The organism is Paenibacillus sp. IHB B 3415 (assembly GCF_000802655.2).
Taxonomy (GTDB): Bacteria; Bacillota; Bacilli; order Paenibacillales; family Paenibacillaceae; genus Paenibacillus_AQ; species Paenibacillus_AQ phytohabitans.
Genome location: NZ_JUEI01000065.1, coordinates 1 through 15,036, shown reverse-complemented (window position 1 = coordinate 15,036; position 15,036 = coordinate 1). Strand labels below are relative to the sequence as shown.

Genomic DNA, 15,036 nt, shown 5'->3' with positions numbered 1-15,036 from the left:
CTGCGAATATGTCCATTCAACGAGAAAGCAAGGCTGACGATGTCAGCCTTGCTTTCGTTTTTGTGCAAATTACAGTTACAATCCTTGAGCCCTTCTGCCGTGGGTCCAGATCTCCAGCTCCCGCAGCAGTTGTTCTTCCTCGGCTTCCTGCAGATCAAGTCTTACCCCGTACTGGAACTGTCCAAGGCCGAACATCCAGCCCCAGCGGACACTTCCTTCATACTGAAGCTTCTCTTCCGCCAGCTGGAAATGTATAATCAGCTTCGTATCACCTGCGGTGAAGCGGAGGTTCAGAGAAGTACGCACCTTACAGCCGGAGCGGCTAAGGTCTAGCAGGATGCCTTCCGTCAATTTTCCGGCTCCGGGCCCGTTATTACTGGCCGGGATTTCAAGCCAGCAATCGATGGGCTGGTTCATAACATAACGGAACGGTTCTTTTCTGCTGGAGTCATCCATCATTTACCTCCGCGAGTTTATTTGCTATTATATCGAAACGGCTACACTTGGACAATCTCCTAAAGTAGTATATTTAAAAATAAATTATAATCCGGTATTCAGAACTTTAGATTCAGTACCCATAGGAAGAGGGGTCAAAACATTATGTATCAGTACCACAATGAAACTTTTCAGAATCATAATTTTGACTATGCCAATATGCAGGATGGAGAAATAAACGGTTGTACCTTTGAACACTGCTCGTTCAGAGGGGCTTCCATGGAAGAAATGACCTCCAGCGGCTGCCGGTTTGTGGACTGTGATTTCACTGGTGCGCTGCTGAATGCTTCACTGCATAGAGACGGGGCTTTTACCAATTGCAAGTTTACCGGGGCGAATCTGTTTGTGTCGAAGTTCGAGAATTGTAAGATGATTGGTTCCGATTTCGCGAATGCCTATATGGATGGGATTACTCTCACCGGAGGGGACTGGGCTTATACGAATCTGCGCCACCTGAATCTCAGCAGGCAGGATCTGCGGGGCATCCGGTTCGCCGAGGCAGATATGCAGGGCTGCAATTTGCAAAAAGCGGATCTGCGCGGAGCCGACTTAAGCCGTGTACAGCTTGCGCAGTGCCAGCTTGCAGGAGCGGATCTGCAGGGTGCCAAGCTGGAGGGGATTGACCTGAAGAGTCTTGATCTTAAAGGGGTACGGCTGGATGTGGAGCAGGCTGTGCTGCTGGCCCGCTCGATGGGAGCCAAGGTGGGATAAGCGGAGGGTCTGGCCGACTGTTCACTATATACCTGCATAAGTGAGCAACAAAGGAACTGCCGCCCCGGAACGGGACGGCAGGGCTGCAGATTTTGTTGGAGCTGCTTTATGTAACCTGGTGAAGAATTAGAGGCTATAGAGTGAAGCCATGCAGTCTACGAACATTTTGTTGTACTGGGAACGGGTCAGATCGCTGGAAGAGGCGATATCTCTGCCCAGGAACTCAAACCAGGTAATTTCTGTGCCGTCTTTTTTATAGAGGAATCTCTGGTGTTCAATGGCAAAAACCTCATTCTCATAAGAAGGGACATGCTCAAATTTCAGCTCGGTCCCCTGTTTCTCCGATATAAGCGTTGCCAGCAGAATAAGCATCTTGAACGGATCATCATACATCTCAAATTGTTCTGTCATCATCAATCACTCCTTAAGGTGGCATGTGCTACAGAGCAGATTATACTATTATGCCAAAATGTAAACACTATCATCCGCGCAACTCAGCACAATATTGATACAACCTATGAGCTAAATTAAGGAAATCCGCAAGTCTGCCGGAAGCTGTATTATATTTCCGCTTATTCCTTCCGATAAATAATTATCGACCCTTTTCGACATAGAGTGAGCTACCAGGCAACCTCGGCGGTCGGTGCTATGAAAAGGTCTTCCGAAGAGGAGAATGTGAATGTCTTTAAATCTGCGTACGTTATTTTCAACGGCTTTTGCGGTCATTATCATCCTATTAACGGCATTGCTCAGCTATGTTATCGGTAACCGGTCTACACAATCCGTAGAGGTCAGCATTGGCAGCTCTCTGGCGGAAGAAGCCTACCAAATGTCTGAGAAGCTTGATCATTTCATGTGGTCGCGTTCCGGAGAAGTGGAGGTATTAAGCAAGCTTAATGCATTTCAGGAGCCGGTTGACTCCTCAGAGGTCAGCGGATTGCTCGATCAGCTGAAGAAGAGTCTGCCGGTGTTCACCTGGGTGGGTTTCCTCGATAATAAAGGGAATGTCCTTTCTTCCACAGATCATATACTTCAGGGTACGAATATTAGCCAGAGGCCGGTGTTTCAGGAGGGCCTGAAGGGGACCTTCACTGGTGATGTCCATGATGCGGTGCTGCTCTCCAAGCTGCTTCCCAATCCTACCGGCGAAGCCTTACAGTTTGTGGATGTGAGCGTGCCGGTTACTGACAAGCAAGGCCGGACAAGCGGTGTACTGGCTGCACACCTCAGCTGGGAGTGGTCGCGTGAGGTCGAGGCTTCCATTGTGACTCCGCTCAAGGAGCGCCTGAAGGGCGTGGAAGTGTTTGTAGTCAGCAGGAAAGATGACACGATCCTTCTGGGTCCCGAGGCACTCGTCGGCAAAAGAATGCCGAATGAAGTGCTGCAGAAAGCCCGCAGCGGTAATAGTTCATGGATTATTGAACAGGAGCGGAATCAGGACTCCTATCTGACCGGCTACGCATACGGAGACGGCTATCTGAATTACCCCGGGCTGGGATGGTCGGTCATTATCCGCCAGCCTGCGGATATTGCTTTTGCCTCGGTGCATCAGCTTGAGCGTTTTATTCTGATCAGCGGACTGATCACCGCAGTTGTCTTCGCGGTTATCGGCTGGCTGCTGGCCGGATGGATCAGCCGTCCGCTGAGGGACATTACCCGGACAGCCGATCTGCTCAGCTCCGGCGCTGATGTGGAGATTCCATCCTCGACCCGGTTCAAAGATGTGGCGATTCTGTCTGCGTCACTTCGCAACCTGGTGAATAATCTGACCAAGACAGAGAACAAGCTGAGCTACATGTCGGATATGGCGCTGCATGACAAGCTTACGGGCTTGCCCAACCGGGCAGCGCTGGATGAATTTCTGGCCCATGCGGTCAGCAAAGCCAAGCAGAACCGCACAACGCTTAGTTTCTTATACCTTGATCTGGACGGCTTCAAAAAAGTAAATGATACCTTCGGCCATGCAATCGGCGACGCTTTGCTGCAGGAGGTAGCCTTCAGACTGATGGACTGTACACGTGATAATGAAATCGTAGCCCGGCTGGGCGGGGATGAGTTCGTCATTATTCTTAATACTTCTGCCGGCAAACCTATGAAGGAGGCAGAAATTGTGGCTTCACGGATTATCAGTAAAATCAATCTGCCCATTGTGATCAGAGGCGAGAATCTGCATGTCGGCTGTAGTGTAGGCGCGGCAGTATGGACACCGGACGGGGGCAGCGACACTGTTGAAACCCTGCGGCTGGCGGATGAAGCGTTATACATTTCCAAGCGGAGCGGGAAGAACCGGATTACTTTCGAAGCGGCTTCTTAAGTTCTCCAGCGCCAATTCATATGCACAGCATATAACCTTTCTCCGTCAAATGACAGAGAGAGGTTATTTGGCATTCTGGTTATAGAGAACTATATGCAGATATGTATCTAACGAAGTCAGCGTAATCTTTTGCGTGGCTTGGACCACCATTTAATCCAAAGAAATCCTTCGTCATCCCGGAAAAACTTAATACCTACCCAACTCAGCGGTGTCCAGAACTCCTTAAAATAATATGAAGGCATAGTAAATTAGTCCCTCCGATATAGTTAATTATTACTAGTTTACGCTATCGTGTTAGATTTCACAATGCTTTTTTTGTTTATAATTACCATATTGTGCATCAGCCCAGTTTTTTCAGGACCTCAGGCATATGATGCTAAGGAAAGACATAAACGACGGCACAGGCTGAGGGAGGAATTGTAATGGGAGAGAATGTGGCTGGTTACGGCTATTGCGGTATTGGAACATCTGCTGCTACCATTTTGGTACTGTTTATCTTGCTGGTTATTATCCTCAGCGTATTTTAGCTGAAGCTAACCGGACGAATAACTTAAAGAAGCGGGGGGGGGGCTTTTTGCATAAATGACCCTGAAGGTTATACAGGTGCTGAATGCTGCAATCAGCTGTATTTATGGACTTGATGATAATAAACAGCTTGCTGGATAAGGAGAATTAGCGCAAGGACCATGATAGGCACCGGGGCAAAGCCAAATACCAGGGAGTACAAAGTGAAGAAGACCATCCCTATGAGCAGGGAGATGGATGTTACTGTGAAGGAGGAATAGGAGGAGCGGTATACAATCCACTGTTCACCTTCATCCATTTTGGCAAAAAGCTCCCGCTGGGCGTCCCGCGAATTACCCAGACTAATATTTATCTGACGATCCGGATAATTGTTGTTGTACAGCTTGAAAGAGTGGTGCAGCAAAACGAAGGAAAACAGCATGACAACTAGTGCGGTAAGCATGTTGGCTAACATGAACGGTGAATCCGAAGATTCTTTGCCTCCGGGTCCAAGCGCATGTGCGAGACTCATCAGAGTCCACAGTAATGAAATAATCATAGTATAGAAGCTTAACTGTATTACACTGCTCAGCGCCTTATCTTTAGAGTTCTCAATCTCTCCGTCATGCTTAGGCTCATCTTTCATCCGGCGGGCCTTAACCAGATTATAGAGAGTGAGCGCGGTCAGCAGCAGCGAGAGCAGGGCTATACTGCCAAACAGCACATCATACTCGTAAAAGATAGAAGGATTCAGATGGAAATCCTTAGGCACAGTAATCATGCCGGAAGCAAATACATAACCGATAGCTCCTCCAATGGTCATGCTGCCGATCAGCATGATAAGCCCCCGGGGGTTCGTTCTCTTCTTAGTTTTCTTAATCTTCTTATTCATCGGGTTCACTCTCCTCTTTGTTAATCCAGAATACTGACTCCACCGTTACCGCAAATACCTCTGCGATCTTGAGCGCCAGCACTACTGAAGGCGAATAGTCTCCGCGTTCTATAAGGGCAATGGTCTGCCGGGAAGCGCCGATCCGCTGGGCTAGCTCGTTCTGGGACAATCTGTCCCTGGCCCTGAATTCTCTGACACGATTATTCAGCTCAATCAAGTATTTCACCTCCTAAATTGAATTGTATATTATTATTGTCTAAATGTAAATTATAATATACAAAAAGTCGATGATCGTAGTCAAAAAATATTTCAGGTATGGAAGGATCCAATTTGAATAGGTATATCAGAGATAAGCACAGGCAGCATAACTGAACGAGCATTTAATATAGTAGGAAGGGATGTGATGAAATGACGGATTCTGAGTTTATCTCCCGAATGGTCTCCTTTGCCGTGGCTGATATGCAGCGCAGTCATATTGCGGCTTCCCTGACAATTGCCCAGGCCGCGCTGGAATCCGGCTGGGGGAACAGCAGCCTGACCGTGAAGGCTAATAACCTGTTTGGCATCAAAGGCAGCGGACCCGCCGGAAGCTTGTCAATCCGGACTACGGAATATAGGAACGGCCAAGCTGTGCAGGTATCTGCGCTTTTCAGAGCCTACAATAACTGGGGCGAATCTGTGGCCGACCATTCTGCGCTGATTGCCCAGGGCGTATCCTGGAACCGGGTCTTATACAGCAAGGTGATTGGAGCGGACGGCAGAACGGCTGCCAGGGAGATTGCCGCTGCGGGGTATGCGACTGATCCGAACTACGCGTCAAAGCTGATTCAGATTATGGATGCTTATAACTTGTATCAATACGATGAGCTGAAGGAGGATGAGGAGATGTCGGCTGAAGATAAACAAAGGCTTGCGACTCTGGAAACGGAGCTTCAGGAGATGCGGGTATTGCTGGCAGGACTTACAGTAAGCCGGGATACGCTCAAAACGGGTGTTCTGGAACAGGGACAGGCAATTAAAGGGGTAGCAGAACGGCTTACCGCAATAGAAGGCCGTGCTGCAGTAAGCATACCTGCCTGGGCAGAGCCGGCGGTTCAGGCAGCGATGGCAGCGGGATTGCTCGATACCCCTACGGGAGGAAGCTATGATTTCTACCGGATATTGACGGTGCTGAACAGGGCCGGACTGCTGGTTACCGGGAAGGAGGTGTAGAACTTATGTACAACGATGCGCTTAACAATGTGCTGGCGTTTGCGTCGCTGTTGGCCGTCTTTGTGATGGCGCTGGTTCAACTGGTGAAGAACAGTGTGAATCTTCCGCGCAACGTTGTTCCCGCAGTGGGACTGGGTATTGGTCTGCTGGTAGGAGCTGTAGCCTATCCTTTTACAGATATGAACCTTATTCTGCGTTTATGGGCAGGCGGGCTTGCGGGTTTGTCGGCGACAGGATTGTTTGAACTGGCGTTTAACAAGCGTGGAGGGACTACCAAGGAAGATTAAGCAGGCTGCTCTTGATATGGGGAGATGTGCATTGGCGATATATCCAAGCAATCCCGGGGACTTGTTAATACACTGTATATGAAGAAAGGAGGTGCTTGATATGGGAACTTATGTTGATGGAAGAACTTCGCAGAATGCCAGTACTGCCAACTCTATTGCGATACCGATTCTGGTTATCAATGCTCCCCAGCTATTTGGGCAGATTGGTCTTATTACTCAAGGTGTAACGACGAATCCGCGTGTAATTCTTAAAGGTACGGTATCTGTATCGCTTCCGCTTGCACTGGTTGGTGTCACTATTAGTATTGTAAGAGGAACTTTGCCCACGGATCCGCTTGTGTATTCTGCCACCTCAACTTTCAGCCTTAGTGTGTTGGCTCCACAGGTTATTACGTTCTCTGCGGATGATTTCAATCCTCCAGTTACTCCGCAACTGACTTATACGGCATTCATCACCTCTAACCTTCTCGGTACGGTCCGTGTAGGTCCTGAGAGCTTTGACGGAATTCTGGTTTCCGATTAATCTGCAGATTTATGCATCCTGTCCGGTTCGTTTGATCGGGCGGGCAGGATGCCCTTGTACATACCCCCAAATTTTGACCGTTTCGCCCAATCTGTTAAGGCATTCTGCTCATATTCTGTTCTGTAGTCATCATTTTGAAGGAGGTAATCTCATGGGTGCAGATTGCGGATACGGTGGTAATGTAGGCGGCGTTAATGTGGTTCCGGTAAGTCCTTGGACTTCAACCGGTGCGATTCTGGTACTTTATATCCTGCTGGTTATTATTCTGAGTGCCTGCTTCTACTAGACCTTAACGTCAATCAGCGCAGTCCCGGGCAAAGGCCTTGGGACTGCGCTTTTTTTCTGATTAGCTATGTCTGGCAGGAATATGCGATAATAGTAGTCATTGTCTTCATGGCAATCAGTGCAGTTATGAAAGAGGTGCTTCATGGAAGAGAAGGAATTGGTCTATGCCATACTTAAGCGGGTTGAACTGGGCAAGCCGGTCAGTCAGGATGAAATGGGGCTGGAGGCCGCAGCGTATGCCGATATTATGGAGGAGCTTGTGGACAGCCGGATGGTGGAGAATGTGAGCTTCCTGAGAGCCGGCAATGGCACTGTAACTGTCCGGACTGCCGGAATGAAGATGACCCGGCGCGGCCATGATTTTATTTTATTGAAAGAATCGGGCAGAATTTGAATTTACGCTGGTTGAGATACAGGATTTGATGTTTCAGAACAAGGGGGCATGTATGGAAATCAGAAAATTGCTGCCCGGCGAATTGCCGCCGATGGATTTGCTGCTGTCCGCCGATCCGGCCGAATCATTGGTGAAGAACTACCTCACAAGAGGAGACTGCTATATTGCTGTCCAGGATGAGGAGGTATTGGGTGTGTATGTGCTGCTGCCTACCCGGCCGGATACAGCCGAGCTGGTGAATGTGGCTGTTGCTGAAGAGCATCAGGGCAAAGGGATCGGCAAGATGCTGGTGCAGCAGGCCATTGAGACGGCGAGGCAAACGGGCTATACAACTATTGAACTGGGGACGGGGAATTCAAGCGTGGGTCAGCTGGCGTTATATCAAAAATGCGGCTTTCGGATCGTTGGCGTAGATTTTGATTTTTTCACCAGACACTACGCGGAGATCATATACGAAAATGGCATACATTGCAGGGATATGGTGCGGTTATCACAGGACTTGAATGGCGGAAAATAAGTTTGTGAATTATGTAACTATCTACCAAATGCTCCGTATAAACAAAAGGATGTGATTATTGAAGGGAGTTGTAATCAATTGAGAAGACCAAGACGATTCTTGTTGTCCATGCTGGCCTGCTCTCTGCTGTTATCTGCGGGCTTTGTCACACCGCGGGTAGCGCAGGCAGCGGATAACAAAGTAACTCTGAGTGTGAACGGTGAAGTATTGAAGTTCCCCGCAGCCGAGGCGCCATATCTGGAGGGTACAATGATCATGGTGCCTGTCCGTCAGGCGGGGGAAGCTTTGGGGTTTGAGACGGCTTACATAAAAGAGAGCTCCAGTCTGCAAATCAAGCTCAGCGGTACAGAGCTCTTGATGAAGCTGGGAGGCGGTCAGTTTATCCTAAATGGAAAGAATACACTTACCATTGAAGGTGCAGCTGTTCTGAAGAACAATCGTATCTATGTGCCGTTGCCGCTGCTGGATGAGATCGGCTATATCACCAAGCCCGGTCCGGGCTCCGCCCAGGCAGAAATAAGCTCACCGCAGAATTACACCGAGTCAGTAATGAAGCTGCTTGCCTCCGGCCAGTATGAAGCATTATCAGCCCGTTTCTTCAGTACAGAGGTGCGGAAAAACTTGTCGAGTCTCAAACTTCAGCAGGTCTGGGAGAGCTTTACTGCTGCTTATGGAGAGTATGGTAAGGTCGATTCGCTGAAAAGCAGCCGTGACAATGGGCGGTATTCTCTGTCCGCTATCGCTGTATTTGCACATGGAAAGCTCACGGTGACATTTACAGTCAACAGCAGCGGCCAGATTCAGGGGCTGTGGTTTACTCCGTACGAAGATCCGCAAGCAGCGCCGGAGCTGGCTCTGCCGGCAGGTGTTACCGAAGAAGCAGTTACAGTAGGAGCAGGGACCTCACATCCGCTTAAGGGCATTCTGACTCTCCCCAAAGCTACCGGGAAGCCTTTGCCTTCTGTAGTACTGGTGCACGGGTCAGGTATTTCTGATCTTAATGAAGCAGCATATGCGTACAAGCCCTTCCGTGATATCGCGTATGGTCTTGCAGAGCAGGGAGTTGCGGTGCTGCGTTACGACAAGCGGGGCTACAGCTATCCGCAGGAATTCATGGGAAGTGCTGCCGCATCGGTTACCGTTAAGGAAGAAACGGTTGAAGATGCCATTGCAGCGGCGGCTCTGCTTAAGCAGGACAAACGTCTGGATGCTGCACAGGTATATCTTGCCGGGCACAGCCTGGGCGGGATGCTGGGCCCGAGAATCGATGCGGATGGCGGCAACTTCGCCGGGTTAATCCTGCTTGCCGGCTCACCGCGAAGCTTGTGGGAGATTATCTACGACCAGAATATGAGAGTGATCTCCAGGCTGGATGATGCTATCCCTGCTAAGGCAGAGGCCGCTGCCGGCGTGAATGCGGAGCTGGCCAAAGCCAAGGCGCTGTCGGCACTGACAGACGAGCAGGCCAAAGCAGCTCCGGCTGTATTTGGTGCAGCGGCGTATTACTTCAAGGAAATGGATCGGCACAGTACCTCCGAGCTGGGCCGGAAGCTGACGAAACCTGTGCTTGTTATGCAGGGAAGCGATGATTTCCAGGTCTATGCGGACGTGGATTATCCGCTCTGGAAGGATGTTCTGAAGAATAATAGCTTGGCAGAGTTCAAGCTGTATCCGGGCCTGAATCATTTCTTCGTAGGTTATGACGGAGCGGGGGCAGGAACACCGGATGAATATAATGTCCCGGGTATGGTCGATGACCAGGTGATTAAAGATATGGGGCAGTGGGTTTTGAAGCAGAGCAGGTAGAATAAGAAGCTTGGTTCTGGTACAATCTATTTATTAAGTTTTAAGGAGCGGGATGCATGGATAATGATCTGGCAAAGTTGTTAAGATCCGTCATTCGTGAAGAATTAGAGCCTGTGAATGAGCGCTTGGAACGGATTGAGACTGAACAGACCGGATTGAAGCAAGAAGTGCAAATAGTGAAGCAGGACGTTCAATTAGTGAAGCTGGATCAACAGACGTTGAAGCAGGAAGTTCAATTAGTGAAGCAGGATCAACAGACGCTGAAGCAAGATGTACAAATATTGAAGCAAGATGTGCAAATATTGAAGCAGGATCAGGAATTGATTAAACGTGTGGTATTGGATACCAATGAACGGGTGATCCGGATGGAGTCCATTCTGGAGAATCAGCATCGGATTATCGAACTCCTCTCGGCACGCTCGATTGAGCAAGAGGCGCTCATTAAACGAATTAATAAATTTTCTTAGTCCGGCACTGCATGGTGCCGGGCTTTTCTTGTCGTATAGGTTTCCCAACACAAAAAAATCGACTCCCTTTCGGGAGCCTCTTTCATGGGAGAGGAGAAACCGGACGAAGAGCTTATGGGGAAACGTAAGCCTGCTCCGCGGTTGTCTACGACATTTTGCGATGTCGATAGTTACAGGATGGCCCGGTTGCCGGACTTTTATACATCCGTTCTCCAAAACTTCTGAACTGCGCATTGTGACAAAGTCGGACAATCTTTTTATTTCACGGAATAATTGTGGTACTATAGGCTTGGACTTATGCCCTGAAACGGCATAATAAATAGAGACATAAAAGCAGGTGGATGATCGGTGAGAGTAATATCGGGCACTGCAAAGGGCAGGCCGCTTAAGAGTGTTCCAGGCAAGGGCACCCGGCCTACAACCGATAAAGTGAAGGAAGCCTTATTCAGTATGATCGGGCCTTATTTTGAAGGCGGAACGGCACTGGATCTGTATGCCGGTACCGGAGGGCTTGGGATTGAGGCCTTGAGCAGAGGGATGGATGCAGCCGTATTTGTGGATATGGAGCAGAAGGCGCTCGACACTGTGCGGGTGAATTTAAAGGCAGCCAAGGTGGAGGCGCAGGCCGAAGTCTACCGCAATGATGCCGGAAGAGCACTGGCTGCGCTGGAGAAGCGGGGGAGAGCGTTTGATCTTGTTTTTCTGGACCCTCCGTATCGTCTGAAGCACGGGGATGAGCTTATGATGACGATGGCAGCCAAGAATCTGCTGAAGCCTGATGCCGTAATTGTGCTTGAGCATGAATCGGGTTATGAATATCCGGAGAATATACCGGGATTCAGCAGGACACGGCAATCCGTATATGGGGAGACTACGATCTCAATCTATCAGTATGAAGCTGCTCTGCCGGAAGTTGCCGTCAGTGGCGAGGAGGTTAATGATGAGTCTGCAAATTAGAAAAGAGCGTGTGGCAATCTATCCCGGAACCTTTGATCCGGTAACCCTGGGACATATGGATATTATTCACCGTGCAGCGAAACAGTTCGACAGGCTGATTGTGGCGGTGCTGAACAATTTAAGCAAGAATCCGTTATTTTCAGTCGAGGAGCGTACAGAGCTTCTGCGCCAGGCTACAGCGGACATTCCGAATGTAGAGGTCGACAGCTTCCGTGATCTGCTCGTTAATTATGTCCGGCAAAAGGATGCACAGGTGATTGTCCGGGGAATCCGTACGGTCACGGACTTTGAGTATGAGCTGCAGAATGCATCCATTAATCATAATCTGGACCCTGAAGCCGAAACGATATTTATGATGACCAATCCGAGATATTCCTATCTTAGCTCAAGTGTGGTTAAGGAAATTGCCCACTTTGGCGGGAACGTCTCGGATTTTGTAACGCCTGAAGTGGAACAGGCCATGAAGCTTAAGTTCAAGCGGATGGATGGCGGCGCCAAGTAAAAAGCTTTAAAGCCACTGATAAGCTTAACAGGAGCAGGAGTATTAGTCCCTGCAGACTAAGGAGCTGAGGGAACAAGCTCCATATTCTGGGTGCAGTGCCTAAGCCGGGTTCCAGACTGCCTGAACCGGTACCGGTGAAGACCGGAAGTACAGCGGCGCGGATATTTACGAGCGGCTTCCAGAGCAGGAAGGTTAGTGCAAAGGCGGTTAGTCCATGCAATAACCGGACTGCAGCAAACGGGAGAAAGCGGACATTAGCCGGTTTAAGCACCGTCAGCGCCTGAAGCTGGGCGCAGATTCCGCTCCAGGCAAGCAGAGCTGACAGCAAAGCGGGACCGAGAAGACTGCCGGACAAGAACCCTCCAGGGCTGGCAGAATCCGAGGTTAACGCATGGGCACCGAGGTGAATCTCAAGCACTCCGGCAGCCAGCGGAGACGGGAGCTGCGGCAGCAGCCTGGTGATGATGTTAATAACTACAGCGAACATGATCATATAGCCGCCTACGATCATCAGATTCTGGACGGCGGCGGATACAGATTCGCCGAGCACCTTGCCGAAGCCCCGTCCGTCTCTCGCACGGGCATCCAGTGCCGCCTGATGGATTCGCCCGGGCAAGGATGCTTTTTTGGCGTGCGGGCCGCTGCCTGGCAGTCTGCTGACAGTGGCGGCGGCCCCCCCCGCTACTCTTCCGCGTTCCGCTGAAGAGAGCGGATAGCCATCCGGCGGCAAGGCCTGACAGCCAGTGAATGGCAAGCAGGGCGTATCCGGCTGCCGGACTGTGCAGAAAAGCGGTGCCGACGACAATAAGCAGTGTAACCGGGCTGGCATAATGGACCATGGAGGCCAGACGTCCGGCATCCTTGTCCGTAATGTCCCCCTGCTTATGCAGCTGCATCACCGCTCCGGCTCCGGCCGGGAAGCCGGCGGTGATTCCGAGCACAAGCGTCCAGCCGCCTGCTCCGGGAAGCCGGAACAGGCGTTTCATCAGCGGCTCCAGCAGGACGCCGATGCCATGCACGAACCCTGAAGCGGTCAGCATCTCTGACAGGATCAGGAATGGCAGTAGTGCCGGGAAGACAAGGGTCCACCAGAGCTTCAGTCCCGCAAGGGAAGCCTTAAATGAGGATTCCGGTGCCAGGACGATCGCTATAGCGAGCAGGATCGCAGCCGCCCCTGATAGGAATGGAGCCGAACCCCGGAAGAACCGCCGTATTGTAAAGTTAATCATTAGTAGCATCACCTCTTCATAGCTTAGGACATGGGCAGAGCTTGTTATCAATTTATGCAGGGGAGACAACCATCATGCCACAGCCGGAGAGAAGCTCCCGGCTCCTGGCAGCACATTCCAATGCCGGGGCTGCATGCCGCGGGAAAGAAGGGGAAGAGACTTGAGGCAACAGAAACGCCGTGTGGGTATCCGCGCCACAGCCTACTTATTTACATTTGTGGTCATTCTCTATGTTGCTGTCTTTATGAATACTCCGTATATTGTGTATCAGCCGGGAAGCGCCTCCGAGGTAGCGCCGATGATCAAGGTGGAGAATGCTGATCCCGAGGAGCAGGGCACGTTCATGATGACTACCGTATCTGCCAGTTATGCCAATGTGGCTCTTCTGGTCGCCTCCGTATTTAACTCGAATGCAGAGGTTGTCCTGAAAGAGACCCGCCTGCAGGATAAGACCGAGCAGGAATACGCGGCTGAGCAGGTCTTTTATATGAACAGTTCACAGTCGTATGCTGTACAGGCCGCTTATCATGCTGCCAAAGTGCCGTATGAGGATATTGTGGATTATTTGTACGTGTTCTCGGTGCCGGACGCAACCAATCAGGGCCAGTTTAAGCCGGGCGACAAGATTATCAGTGTAAAAGGACAGCACGCAGCCGATCCGGCGGCTCTGTCCGCCTTGCTGTCCGCATACAAAATCGGCGATACCGTTGAGGTAGTCCTGCAGCGTGAAGGCAAGGAAATTTCCGAGCAGGTGAAGCTGGTGGAGGTTAAGGATAAAGAAACCTCGGCCGGCCGGCCGGGCTTCGGAGTTGTTATCGGAGCCGTTCAGAAGGTACAGCCTAAGGAAGAGGGGAAAGGCGTCAGTTTTGTGGATACGAATGTAGGAGGACCTTCCGCAGGACTGATGTTCACCATGGAAATCTATAACCGGCTCACTCCGGGGGATTTGACCAAGGGCCACCGGGTAGCAGGTACAGGTACAATTGATGCTGAGGGAAATGTGGGAGCGATCGGCGGAGTGAAGCATAAGATTGTGGCTGCTGACCGCAAAGGTGCCGAATTCTTCTTCGTTCCGGTCAAAAACTATGAAGAAGCCAAGGCGAAAGCTGACCAGATCGGCACAGACATGAAGCTGATTCCGGTATCGACTCTGTCGGACGCGCTGAAATACATGGAAGAACAGCCGGTCATCAAATCCTGACCGGCGGCTCCAGGTAATCGCTGTACAGATCATTTCGTACAGGATCGGCATAGGCAGCGGCGAACACAGCTGCCGCCTGCAGATCCTGCTCCAGCATGGGATGCGAGAAGCGCGCAGGGCTTGTGACCACGGGAAGTGCCGCGCGCTGCTTCATTTGCTTCAGCAGCCTGCGGCCGCTCTCCCGGAAGCCGAGAACCCGGATATAACCCGGACCCTGGGCCAGTGCGGCCGGGGTCATTTCTTCTTTGCTGTGATTCAGCAAGGTATGAAGCAGCAGACGCTGCAGCCGTGTATGGGTGTAGCGTCTGCTCTTCAGCTCCTGCAGAAGACCGGCGACCGTGAACCTGCCGAGCTGGGGAAGGATGCGGAGTATCCGGTTCTCCAGCCCTTCATTCATATCCTGCACCGTTCGCAGCTCGGCGGCTGAGTGTGTGGAGAGCACGTGGCGCAGCGGAGTCCGGAAGTCCTCTAGCGTAACCGGCCCCCGGCCCGCTGCATGCTCTCTCTCCAGGATGGACACGCTATACTCCGGCATGTATGCCGCCGGAGAGCCGCCTTCCCGCAGCAGCCTGCGGATTGCTGTCGCACTGGCAATGGACGACCCGCCCTGCAGCGGGTCGTGAAAGCCCGCGCCGGTCCGCGGCACGGTGAAGGGCCTGATCGCGCTGCCGAGCCGCTGCAGCGCGATCAGGTAGTGCAGGCCGAGGCTGTTGTTGGGCTGCCGCAGCAGCGCCTCGGCA

21 protein-coding genes are annotated in these 15,036 nt (G+C 51.1%); 14 read left to right on the top strand and 7 right to left on the bottom strand.

The features are described 5' to 3' along the window. Window positions 1-75: 75 nt before the first annotated feature. Entirely contained in the window at window positions 76-459 is a 384-nt protein-coding gene (locus QW71_RS25890) for a PilZ domain-containing protein (protein ID WP_231575371.1), read from the bottom strand. 141 nt (window positions 460-600) lie between these two features. On the opposite strand from QW71_RS25890, the gene QW71_RS25885 reads away from it, so the two are divergent. Further along, window positions 601-1,206 (top strand): pentapeptide repeat-containing protein, encoded by a 606-nt coding sequence (locus QW71_RS25885; RefSeq protein ID WP_039306013.1) that lies wholly within the window; start codon window positions 601-603, stop codon window positions 1,204-1,206. A 126-nt stretch (window positions 1,207-1,332) separates the two neighbouring features. Here QW71_RS25885 and QW71_RS25880 read toward each other — a convergent pair whose 3' ends face one another. Continuing rightward, window positions 1,333-1,620, bottom strand: coding sequence for a hypothetical protein (locus tag QW71_RS25880; protein WP_231637862.1), 288 nt, complete (start codon window positions 1,618-1,620; stop codon window positions 1,333-1,335). Window positions 1,621-1,885: 265 nt separating this feature from the next. On the opposite strand from QW71_RS25880, the gene QW71_RS25875 reads away from it, so the two are divergent. Both QW71_RS25875 and QW71_RS41025 read left to right on the top strand, forming a co-directional pair. Continuing rightward, complete coding sequence (locus tag QW71_RS25875; RefSeq protein ID WP_039306007.1) at window positions 1,886-3,520, top strand: sensor domain-containing diguanylate cyclase; 1,635 nt, start codon at window positions 1,886-1,888, stop codon at window positions 3,518-3,520. A gap of 422 nt (window positions 3,521-3,942) precedes the next feature. Then, window positions 3,943-4,047 carry a sporulation protein YjcZ gene (locus QW71_RS41025; RefSeq protein ID WP_200905976.1) on the top strand — a complete coding sequence of 35 codons (105 nt, stop codon included), beginning with the start codon at window positions 3,943-3,945 and terminating at the stop codon, window positions 4,045-4,047. A 92-nt stretch (window positions 4,048-4,139) separates the two neighbouring features. Here QW71_RS41025 and QW71_RS25870 read toward each other — a convergent pair whose 3' ends face one another. After that, a complete protein-coding gene (locus tag QW71_RS25870) occupies window positions 4,140-4,916 on the bottom strand; it encodes a DUF3169 family protein (RefSeq protein ID WP_039306004.1) in 777 nt (258 codons plus the stop codon). Beyond that, window positions 4,909-5,130 carry a helix-turn-helix transcriptional regulator gene (locus QW71_RS25865; protein ID WP_039306133.1) on the bottom strand — a complete coding sequence of 74 codons (222 nt, stop codon included), beginning with the start codon at window positions 5,128-5,130 and terminating at the stop codon, window positions 4,909-4,911. Before QW71_RS25865 ends, QW71_RS25870 begins: the two co-directional genes overlap by 8 nt. A 194-nt stretch (window positions 5,131-5,324) precedes the next feature. Here QW71_RS25865 and QW71_RS25860 point away from each other — a divergent pair, with 194 nt between their 5' ends. The 10 genes from QW71_RS25860 to coaD all read left to right on the top strand — a co-directional run bounded on the left by QW71_RS25860 (window position 5,325) and on the right by coaD (window position 11,866). Then, window positions 5,325-6,128 (top strand): glycoside hydrolase family 73 protein, encoded by an 804-nt coding sequence (locus QW71_RS25860; protein WP_039306001.1) that lies wholly within the window; start codon window positions 5,325-5,327, stop codon window positions 6,126-6,128. Window positions 6,129-6,133: 5 nt separating this feature from the next. After that, on the top strand, window positions 6,134-6,415 hold the full coding sequence (locus QW71_RS25855; RefSeq protein WP_039305999.1) for a holin: 282 nt from the start codon (window positions 6,134-6,136) through the stop codon (window positions 6,413-6,415). Between the two features lie 100 nt (window positions 6,416-6,515). Further along, the gene (locus QW71_RS25850; protein ID WP_039305996.1) at window positions 6,516-6,938 is read left to right on the top strand and encodes a hypothetical protein; all 423 of its coding nucleotides are present in this window, start codon (window positions 6,516-6,518) and stop codon (window positions 6,936-6,938) included. Between the two features lie 151 nt (window positions 6,939-7,089). Further along, the gene (locus tag QW71_RS40000) at window positions 7,090-7,224 is read left to right on the top strand and encodes a sporulation protein YjcZ (protein WP_099052468.1); all 135 of its coding nucleotides are present in this window, start codon (window positions 7,090-7,092) and stop codon (window positions 7,222-7,224) included. Window positions 7,225-7,365: 141 nt separating this feature from the next. Further along, window positions 7,366-7,617, top strand: coding sequence for a YjcQ family protein (locus QW71_RS25845; protein ID WP_039305993.1), 252 nt, complete (start codon window positions 7,366-7,368; stop codon window positions 7,615-7,617). Between the two features lie 52 nt (window positions 7,618-7,669). After that, entirely contained in the window at window positions 7,670-8,134 is a 465-nt protein-coding gene (locus tag QW71_RS25840) for a GNAT family N-acetyltransferase (protein WP_039305991.1), read from the top strand. Window positions 8,135-8,212: 78 nt separating this feature from the next. After that, a complete protein-coding gene (locus QW71_RS39215) occupies window positions 8,213-9,940 on the top strand; it encodes an alpha/beta fold hydrolase (RefSeq protein ID WP_152679859.1) in 1,728 nt (575 codons plus the stop codon). A gap of 56 nt (window positions 9,941-9,996) precedes the next feature. Further along, the gene (locus QW71_RS25830; protein WP_039305988.1) at window positions 9,997-10,407 is read left to right on the top strand and encodes a DUF2312 domain-containing protein; all 411 of its coding nucleotides are present in this window, start codon (window positions 9,997-9,999) and stop codon (window positions 10,405-10,407) included. Window positions 10,408-10,755: 348 nt separating this feature from the next. Further along, the gene (rsmD, locus tag QW71_RS25820) at window positions 10,756-11,364 is read left to right on the top strand and encodes a 16S rRNA (guanine(966)-N(2))-methyltransferase RsmD (protein WP_039305984.1); all 609 of its coding nucleotides are present in this window, start codon (window positions 10,756-10,758) and stop codon (window positions 11,362-11,364) included. Next, complete coding sequence (coaD, locus tag QW71_RS25815) at window positions 11,348-11,866, top strand: pantetheine-phosphate adenylyltransferase (protein WP_144026102.1); 519 nt, start codon at window positions 11,348-11,350, stop codon at window positions 11,864-11,866. The genes rsmD and coaD overlap by 17 nt, the downstream gene beginning before the upstream one ends. Here the strand turns inward: coaD and QW71_RS39210 are convergent. Both QW71_RS39210 and QW71_RS39205 read right to left on the bottom strand, forming a co-directional pair. Beyond that, window positions 11,838-12,353: a hypothetical protein gene (locus QW71_RS39210; RefSeq protein WP_052770229.1), complete on the bottom strand. Its 516-nt coding sequence runs from the start codon at window positions 12,351-12,353 to the stop codon at window positions 11,838-11,840. The two genes, coaD and QW71_RS39210, sit on opposite strands and share 29 nt — an antisense overlap. After that, complete coding sequence (locus tag QW71_RS39205; RefSeq protein WP_052770226.1) at window positions 12,334-13,095, bottom strand: nucleoside recognition domain-containing protein; 762 nt, start codon at window positions 13,093-13,095, stop codon at window positions 12,334-12,336. The genes QW71_RS39210 and QW71_RS39205 overlap by 20 nt, the downstream gene beginning before the upstream one ends. A gap of 160 nt (window positions 13,096-13,255) precedes the next feature. Here QW71_RS39205 and QW71_RS25805 point away from each other — a divergent pair, with 160 nt between their 5' ends. Beyond that, complete coding sequence (locus tag QW71_RS25805) at window positions 13,256-14,296, top strand: SepM family pheromone-processing serine protease (protein ID WP_039305978.1); 1,041 nt, start codon at window positions 13,256-13,258, stop codon at window positions 14,294-14,296. Here the strand turns inward: QW71_RS25805 and QW71_RS25800 are convergent. Further along, the coding region (locus QW71_RS25800) for a nucleotidyltransferase family protein (protein ID WP_039305975.1) at window positions 14,286-15,036 on the bottom strand (751 nt) is incomplete at its 5' end. The two genes, QW71_RS25805 and QW71_RS25800, sit on opposite strands and share 11 nt — an antisense overlap.